Origin of the sequence: Ruegeria sp. (genome assembly GCF_028066395.1) — a bacterium.
GTDB lineage: Bacteria > Pseudomonadota > Alphaproteobacteria > Rhodobacterales > Rhodobacteraceae > Ruegeria.
In genome coordinates, this window is record NZ_JALCBM010000015.1 from 40,445 (window position 1) to 47,505 (window position 7,061).

The 7,061-nt window shown below is 61.1% G+C and carries 10 protein-coding genes; 4 read left to right on the forward strand and 6 right to left on the reverse strand.

Annotated features, from left to right (window positions below; translation table 11 throughout):
* Positions 1-13: 13 nt before the first annotated feature.
* The 5 genes from MPJ51_RS07120 to MPJ51_RS07140 all read right to left on the reverse strand — a co-directional run bounded on the left by MPJ51_RS07120 (position 14) and on the right by MPJ51_RS07140 (position 3,326).
* Positions 14-880, reverse strand: a complete 867-nt coding sequence (locus MPJ51_RS07120) for a polyprenyl synthetase family protein (protein WP_298383865.1) — start codon at positions 878-880, stop codon at positions 14-16.
* Positions 881-1,123 carry an exodeoxyribonuclease VII small subunit gene (locus MPJ51_RS07125; protein ID WP_298383868.1) on the reverse strand — a complete coding sequence of 81 codons (243 nt, stop codon included), beginning with the start codon at positions 1,121-1,123 and terminating at the stop codon, positions 881-883.
* Complete coding sequence (locus tag MPJ51_RS07130; RefSeq protein ID WP_298383871.1) at positions 1,120-2,046, reverse strand: histone deacetylase family protein; 927 nt, start codon at positions 2,044-2,046, stop codon at positions 1,120-1,122. Before MPJ51_RS07130 ends, MPJ51_RS07125 begins: the two co-directional genes overlap by 4 nt.
* Before the next feature lie 69 nt (positions 2,047-2,115).
* Complete coding sequence (locus tag MPJ51_RS07135; RefSeq protein WP_298383873.1) at positions 2,116-2,817, reverse strand: response regulator; 702 nt, start codon at positions 2,815-2,817, stop codon at positions 2,116-2,118.
* On the reverse strand, positions 2,814-3,326 hold the full coding sequence (locus MPJ51_RS07140) for a MarR family transcriptional regulator (protein WP_298383877.1): 513 nt from the start codon (positions 3,324-3,326) through the stop codon (positions 2,814-2,816). The genes MPJ51_RS07135 and MPJ51_RS07140 overlap by 4 nt, the downstream gene beginning before the upstream one ends.
* 158 nt (positions 3,327-3,484) lie before the next feature.
* On the opposite strand from MPJ51_RS07140, the gene MPJ51_RS07145 reads away from it, so the two are divergent.
* The 4 genes from MPJ51_RS07145 (at position 3,485) to MPJ51_RS07160 (ending at position 6,356) form a co-directional block, all read left to right on the forward strand.
* Positions 3,485-4,351, forward strand: a complete 867-nt coding sequence (locus MPJ51_RS07145) for a branched-chain amino acid aminotransferase (RefSeq protein ID WP_298383880.1) — start codon at positions 3,485-3,487, stop codon at positions 4,349-4,351.
* 117 nt (positions 4,352-4,468) lie between these two features.
* Entirely contained in the window at positions 4,469-5,419 is a 951-nt protein-coding gene (locus MPJ51_RS07150) for an AraC family transcriptional regulator (protein WP_298383884.1), read from the forward strand.
* Positions 5,420-5,529: 110 nt separating this feature from the next.
* A complete protein-coding gene (locus tag MPJ51_RS07155) occupies positions 5,530-5,898 on the forward strand; it encodes a hypothetical protein (protein WP_298383886.1) in 369 nt (122 codons plus the stop codon).
* A gap of 236 nt (positions 5,899-6,134) precedes the next feature.
* On the forward strand, positions 6,135-6,356 hold the full coding sequence (locus MPJ51_RS07160; protein WP_298383888.1) for a hypothetical protein: 222 nt from the start codon (positions 6,135-6,137) through the stop codon (positions 6,354-6,356).
* Positions 6,357-6,383: 27 nt separating this feature from the next.
* Here the strand turns inward: MPJ51_RS07160 and cobO are convergent, their stop codons facing one another.
* Positions 6,384-6,983, reverse strand: coding sequence for a cob(I)yrinic acid a,c-diamide adenosyltransferase (cobO, locus tag MPJ51_RS07165; protein ID WP_298383890.1), 600 nt, complete (start codon positions 6,981-6,983; stop codon positions 6,384-6,386).
* Positions 6,984-7,061 lie beyond the last annotated feature (78 nt).

Here is a 7,061-nt window from a genome sequence, read left to right on the forward strand (position 1 = left end):
TGGCGTTCCTGGCTTAGCTGTCCCGGGCAATAACGAAGCGGGCGGCGTCCTTCAAGGTTTCTGCCGATGTGCCATAGCCATCCAGCGCGGCACAGGCCTGATCCACCAGATCGGCGGCGCGGGTCTTGGCAGCCTCAAGCCCCAGCAGAGACACAAACGTGGCCTTTCCCGCATCAGCATCCTTTTGCAGGCGCTTGCCCGCCTTTTCGGCATCGCCCTCTACATCCAAGATGTCATCGGCAATTTGAAAAGCAAGCCCAAGTGCTTGGGCATATTGGCGCAAGGGCGCAGGATCGGCCTGCGCCAACCGCGCGCCCGCGCAGGCGGACCATTCGATCAAAGCCCCTGTCTTACCCGCTTGCAGGTGGGAGATTTCGCCCAGCGTCAGCGGCGTGGCCGCCGTTTCCGCCGCGATGTCCAGCGCCTGCCCCAGCACCATCCCCTGCGCACCGCTGGCTTTGGCCAGTGTCAGAGCCAGTTCGGCGCGGATTTCAGCACCCCCAACCTCGGTCCGGGTACACAGTTCAAAGGCAAGGGTCTGTAGGGCATCTCCGGCCAAAACCGCCGTGCCTTCATCCCATTTCACATGCACCGTGGGTCGCCCGCGCCGCAGGTCGTCATCATCCATACAGGGCAGATCGTCATGGACCAGCGAATAGGCATGCAGCGCCTCAATCGCTGTTGCAGGCCAGATGGCGCGCGCGGCGTCGGCCTCATGCAGCCGCGCGCTTTCCAGCACCAGAAACCCGCGCAGCCGCTTGCCGCCTTGGGTGGCATAGGCCATCGCCCGGGTCACATCCAGATCGTCCAGCGCCCCCAGAACCAGATCGAACTGCCCCTGAATCAGCGCCGCATCCTGCGCCAGCATTTCACGAAACATTTACTGACCTTCGACAGGCGTCGTCCCAGTCGGCTGCCCACCCGCGTCCAGAGTGATCGCGGCCACCTTTTCCTCAGCCCGCTTCAGCTCATCCTCGCAGCGCTTTTTCAACGCCGCTCCGCGTTCATACAAAGCGATGGACTGATCCAGCGCCACATCGCCGCGCTCCAGCTGGCCAACCACGGCCTCAAGCTCTTTCATCGCCTGTTCGAATGTCATCTGATCAACGGAGAGTTCGGTCATCGGGCTGCCTTCATCAGTTCTTGCACATGGGCGCGGGTCGCATCGGCCAGCGCGTTCAGATCATACCCGCCTTCCAGAGTCGAGACGATACGGCCATCGCAGACCTCATCCGCGATCTTGCACAGTTCGGCGGTGATCCAGGCGAAATCGCCAGTGGACCAGTTCAGATTGGCCAACGGATCGTCCTGATGTGCATCGAACCCGGCGGAAATAATGATCAGTTCCGGCTTGAAGGCGCGCAAACGCGGGAAAGCCTGTGCCTCGTAAGCGGCGCGCATCTCGGCCCCGCCGGTGCCGGGGGCAAGCGGGATATTCAACACAGTCTCGTACGCACCGGTTTCATCCGGCCGCCCCGATCCGGGCCACAGAGGCATCTGCTGGCTGGTGATCACCAACGCACGCTTTTCGTCCCACAGCAGGTCCTGCGTGCCATTGCCGTGATGCACATCGAAATCCACCACCGCCACGCGACTTAACCCGTGATGATCCAGCGCGTGCTTGGCCGCCAGTGCCGCATTGCCGAACAGACAGAACCCCATCGCCGTCTCAGTCTCGGCATGATGGCCCGGAGGACGGATTGCGCAGAACGCATTCGGGGCCTCGCCGCCCAACACCAAATCCACCGCCCGCACCACCGCGCCCGCCGCGCGATAGGCTGCATCCACCGATCCCGGAGACATAAACGTGTCCCCGTCAATCTGCGCAAACCCGTCTGCAGGCCGGGTCTGGCGAATCTCGCGAATATGGCTCTCGGGATGAACCCGCAGCAGATCGTCATCCGCCGCCAGCGGTGCCGTTACCCGGTTCAGGTCCAGCGCCTCAAGCGCATGCAGAATATGCTCCAACCGCGCCACCCGCTCTGGATGACCCTGCGGGGTGACATGTCCCAGACAATCGGCATGTGTCAAAAGGGCGGTCTTCATCACGTTCCCCTGTTCATCTGGCCAAACATATCCTCGCCGAAGGCAAAAAATCGCCGCGCAGCGGCCAAATCAATCCGGCGCCAGCATATAGCCCGCGCCCCGAACCGTCTGCAGATAGCGCGGCTGTTTCGGGTCCTGTTCGATCTTGCGACGCAGGCGGGTGATCTGCACATCCACCGCCCGTTCCTGCGCCTGCCCTTTGTCGCGACCCAAATCCTCGACCAGTTTAGCGCGGCTGATCGGCTCGCCCGGCTGGGCCGAGAAGATCTTCATCAACTGGCTTTCGGTGGCCGTCAAACGCACCGGATTTTCGCCCTGCCACATCTCGCCCCGTTCGATGTCATACCGGATCGGGCCGAGGTTCAGAATCTTCGCCGCCGTCTCCTGCGCAGGCGTTTCCGGCATGCGCCGCAGAATGGCGTTGATGCGCAACAGCAGCTCTTTGGGCTCGAACGGCTTGGCCAGATAATCGTCTGCCCCGGCCTCAAGCCCTGCGATGCGGTGCTCGGTCTCGCCCTTTGCGGTCAGCAGCAGGATCGGCGTGGCATGAGTTTCGCGCAACGCGCGGGTCAGGCTGACGCCGTCCTCGCCGGGCATCATCACATCCAGCACGATCAGGTCGAAATCCAGCCCCGACAGCACCCGCCGCGCATGGGCCGCGTCCCGGGCTGCCGTCACCAGAAACCCGCTGCGCATCAGGAATTTCTTGAGCAGATCGCGAATGCGCTCGTCATCGTCGACGATCAGAAGATGGGCGTCCATATCGCTCATGAAGTTGTATCCCGCAGTTTCGTATATGCACGACGCATATCAGCATCCATCATCGCTTCAAGCACTTTGCGAAATCCGGCCACCGCCTCGGGGCCCGCTTCCTTGTAGGCGGCGCGCATCCGGGCGCGCTGGGCATCGGACAGTTTCGCCTCAAGCGCGCGACCCTTATCGGTCAGAAAAAGGTGGCGTTCGCGCTTGTCCACAGTGCCGACGCGGCTTTCGACCATGCCATCCTCGATCAACGTGCGCAGGACCCGGTTCAGCGACTGTTTCGTCACCCCCAGAATCGCCAGCAGGTTATTCACCGTGGTCCCCGGCGCACGGTTGATGAAGTGAATCGCCCGGTGATGCGCCCGACCATAGGCCATCTGCGCCAGAATACGGTCAGGATCGGCGGTAAAACCACGATAGGCGAAAAACATCGCCTCGATCCCTTGCCTTAACTGCTCATCCGTCAGAAACAGCAGGCTTTCTCCGCCGAAGGCCGGGGCGGGCCGGATATCTGACATTTCGTGCCTCATCTGTTGTGTAAACCGAGTTTATGTCAGCGTTGTTGACATTCCAAGGGCGCAGGAGTATCGAATCCCCGATTTTGCGCAACAATTCTGTGAAATCCACAGTTGTTTGCGCAACAATCGTAAATTCATCCCCGGTCAGGAGGGTTCGCATGGCGGGATATGACGATCGAGACGGTGTCATCTGGTTGGATGGCAAGCTGGTGCCCTGGCGCGACGCCAACGTGCATATCCTGACGCACGCGATGCACTATGCCTCGTCCGTGTTCGAGGGCGAGCGTGCCTATAACGGCAAGATTTTCAAAAGCCGCGCGCATTCCGAACGCCTGATCGCCTCGGCCGAGGCGCTGGACATGCCGATGCCCTATTCGCTGGACGAGATTGAGGCCGCTAAGGAAGAGATCCTGAAAGCCAGCGGGCTGCAGGATGCTTACGTGCGGGCGCTGGTCTGGCGTGGTTCGGGCGACGATATGGGTGTGGCTTCTGCCAAGAACCCGGTGCACATGGCCATCGCGGTCTGGCCGTGGGGCGCTTATTACGGCGACGCCAAGATGCAGGGCGCCAAGCTGGACATCGCCGAATGGAAACGCCCCAGCCCGGAAACCATCCCGGTGCATGCCAAGGCGGCGGGTCTGTACATGATCTGCACCATTTCCAAGCATAAGGCCGAGGCCAAGGGTTGCTCGGACGCGCTGTTCATGGATTACCGTGGCTATGTGGCCGAGGCGACCGGGGCCAACGTGTTCTTCGTCAAGGATGGCGAGGTCCATACCCCGCTGGCCGATTGCTTTCTGAACGGCATCACCCGTCAGACCGTGATCCAGATGCTGAAAGACAAGGGCATCACCGTGCATGAACGCCGCATCAAACCCGAAGAGATGGCGGATTTCGAACAATGCTGGCTGACAGGCACAGCGGCCGAGGTCACCCCCGTCGGACAGATCGGCGATTACACGTTCGAGGTCGGCGACATGGCCCGCGAGATCGCGGAAGATTACGAAAAGCTGGTGCGCTCGTAACGTCCGAACAGCTCAGGCCCCCGCGTCAGCGGGGGTTTTTTGTTGCAGAACGTGCACATTCCCGTGCAGCCCGTTCCAGCCTGTGGACGCCTGTTCCGAACGCCTTACCTTGATCCCATGTTGGATCTTCTCAGCGATATTCTCACGCGCCTGTCCCTGCGGGGGACATTCTATTTCCGCACCTCGTTCACGCCGCCCTTCGGCATTCAGGTGCCCGCGTTCGAAAATGTGGCCCGGTTCCATATCGTGCAGCGGGGTGAGTTGAAGGTTCATATCACCTCGACCGATGAAACCCTGCGGCTGCGACAGGGCGATCTGATCCTGATCCCTCACGGGGCCTCTCATGCGCTGCTGTGCAATGAGGTCAAGCCGCTGGATGCGCTGCCGCTGGAACGGATTCTGGAACTCGCCGGGTACAAGGGCGACGGCGTGCTGGTCTATGGTGGCGAGGATAAAAGCCGCGACACGCAGCTGATCTGCGGGCATTTCTCGTTCACTGGCCCTGCGGGGCGGCGTGGCACCGGGCATATGCTGATCGACCGCCTGCCACCCTATATCCTGATCGAGAACTATGGCGAGGAAGCCGGTGCATGGGTCGAGGCGACATTGCGGATGATCGAATCCGAAGTGGCCGGTGCCCGGATCGGTGGCGACCTGATGGCCCTGAAACTGTCAGAGGTGCTGTTTGCACAGGCGATCCGCACCTATCTGGAACGTCAGAGCCCGGATGATGCCGCCTTGGCGGGGTTTGCCGACCCGCGCATCTCACGCGCGTTGACGGCGTTTCATCAGGCCCCGGCGCAGGAATGGAGCGTCGCGACGCTGGCGCGAGAGGCGGGCATGTCCCGAACCGCCTTTGCCCAGCTCTTTGCCGAAAAGATGGGGACCACGCCGATGCAGTATCTGACAGACTGGCGGATGCAGATTGCCTGCCATGGCCTGACGGAAGAGCGCTGGAACGTGGCCGACGCCGCATCGCGGGTTGGATACGCATCCGAGGCCGCCTTTTCCCGCGTGTTCAAAAAGCAGGTCGGCCTGTCCCCGGCGGCTTATCGGGCGATGCATTGACCCGCCCGCAAATCTGAACGATCGGCAATGTTTCACAGACGACCTGCGCTGGGCCGTTCATTCTGCCGTTCATATCTTTTCCTCATCACTCTTGAGGAAAGGAAGTTCAAATGTCCCTGCGTTTCGTAACCCGTTCTGTACACGCATATCTTGACTACCCGGTTGCCTTCGCGCTGATGGTCATGCCCTTCGTTCTGGGGTTGGGCCAATCCAATCCGCTGGCCTTTTGGCTGTCCGTCATGACGGGCATCGCCGCCTTTGTGCTGACCGTGCTCACCGATCATCATCTGGGGATCTGGCGCGTTCTGCCCTATAAATTCCACCTCGCCGTTGACCTGATCGTTGGCATTACCTTTCTGTTCGCCCCCAGCATCCTCGGGTTTTCGGGCCTTGATGCGGCCTATTACTGGCTGAACGGCGCGGCCGTGGTTCTGGTGATCTCACTCAGCGCGCCGGAACAGGATGCTGTTACCTCGTAACCGCTGCCTGTGATCCTTGAACCCGAGCTGCTTGTTTTCCAGCGGGCGGCTCGGTGCTTCTGCTCGGCCTTGCAGAAGGCCGATTCCCCCCTTGATATTTCTGACTGAAATAATCAGATTAAGCGCAACGCTGGATACCGCATATCCGGCACAGAGTTTCGAGGCGGTCTGCAGGTTTAGCGCGTGATATGGTGAGAGCCTGCCGCCGCCTCGGAAACGAGCGAAGGGGATCGCAGATGCACGATCCGAAGGATGAAATCGTCACCCGCCACGAAGCAGCCATATCCTGCGGCTGCTGCTGCGAGGATTTTGCCACCTTTGCCGAGCAGCGAAAGCCCGAAGGCGACAGCAAAACCACAGAAGATCGTGAGCGGTTGCCGGACAGCGCCGCCAGTCGGCGTGGTTCGGTCCGGTATGTGTTCGAACAGTTGCGCGGCGCGCTGAGTCGCAAGCGGTAGCGCGGCCCGGGCAGGCCGCGCGAGGGGTCAGAAATCCACGCCGCGCTGGGCTTTGATGCCCGCTTCGAACGGGTGTTTTTCCGCATTCATCTCGGTCACCAGATCAGCATAGTCTCGCAATTCCTGCGGCGCGTCGCGCCCGGTCAGGAAAACGCTGGTTTTGTCCGACCGCGCCTTCAAACCCTCAATAACAGTCTCTGTTGAAAGGTATTCGTAACGCAGGGCGATGTTGATCTCATCCAGCACGACCAGATCGTAATCACCGCTGGCCATCAGATCGCACGCCTTGCCAAAGGCCGCAGTTGCGGCGGCGATGTCGCGTTCGCGGTCCTGCGTGTCCCAGGTAAAGCCTTCGCCCATCGTGTGCCAGGTGACCAGATCGCGGTCTTCGAAAAACCGCCGCTCACCCGTCTTCCACTTGCCCTTGATGAACTGCACCACGGCGACCTTCTGGCCCCAGCCCAGCGCGCGGATGACCACGCCGAACGCGGCCGAGGATTTGCCCTTGCCCTTGCCGGTGTTGATCAGCACCAGACCGCGCCCGGGGTCTGTGGCTTCGGACACCTTTTTGCGGTGCTGGGCCTGCACCTGCTGCATCTTTTCCTTGTGATCCTGCGCGTCGCTCATGGGGAACCTCTGATAGCTGTTGCGCCCAACCTAGGGAAAGTTTGCAAAAGGTAAAGGTCAGGCCTTGGGGTCCGAGAC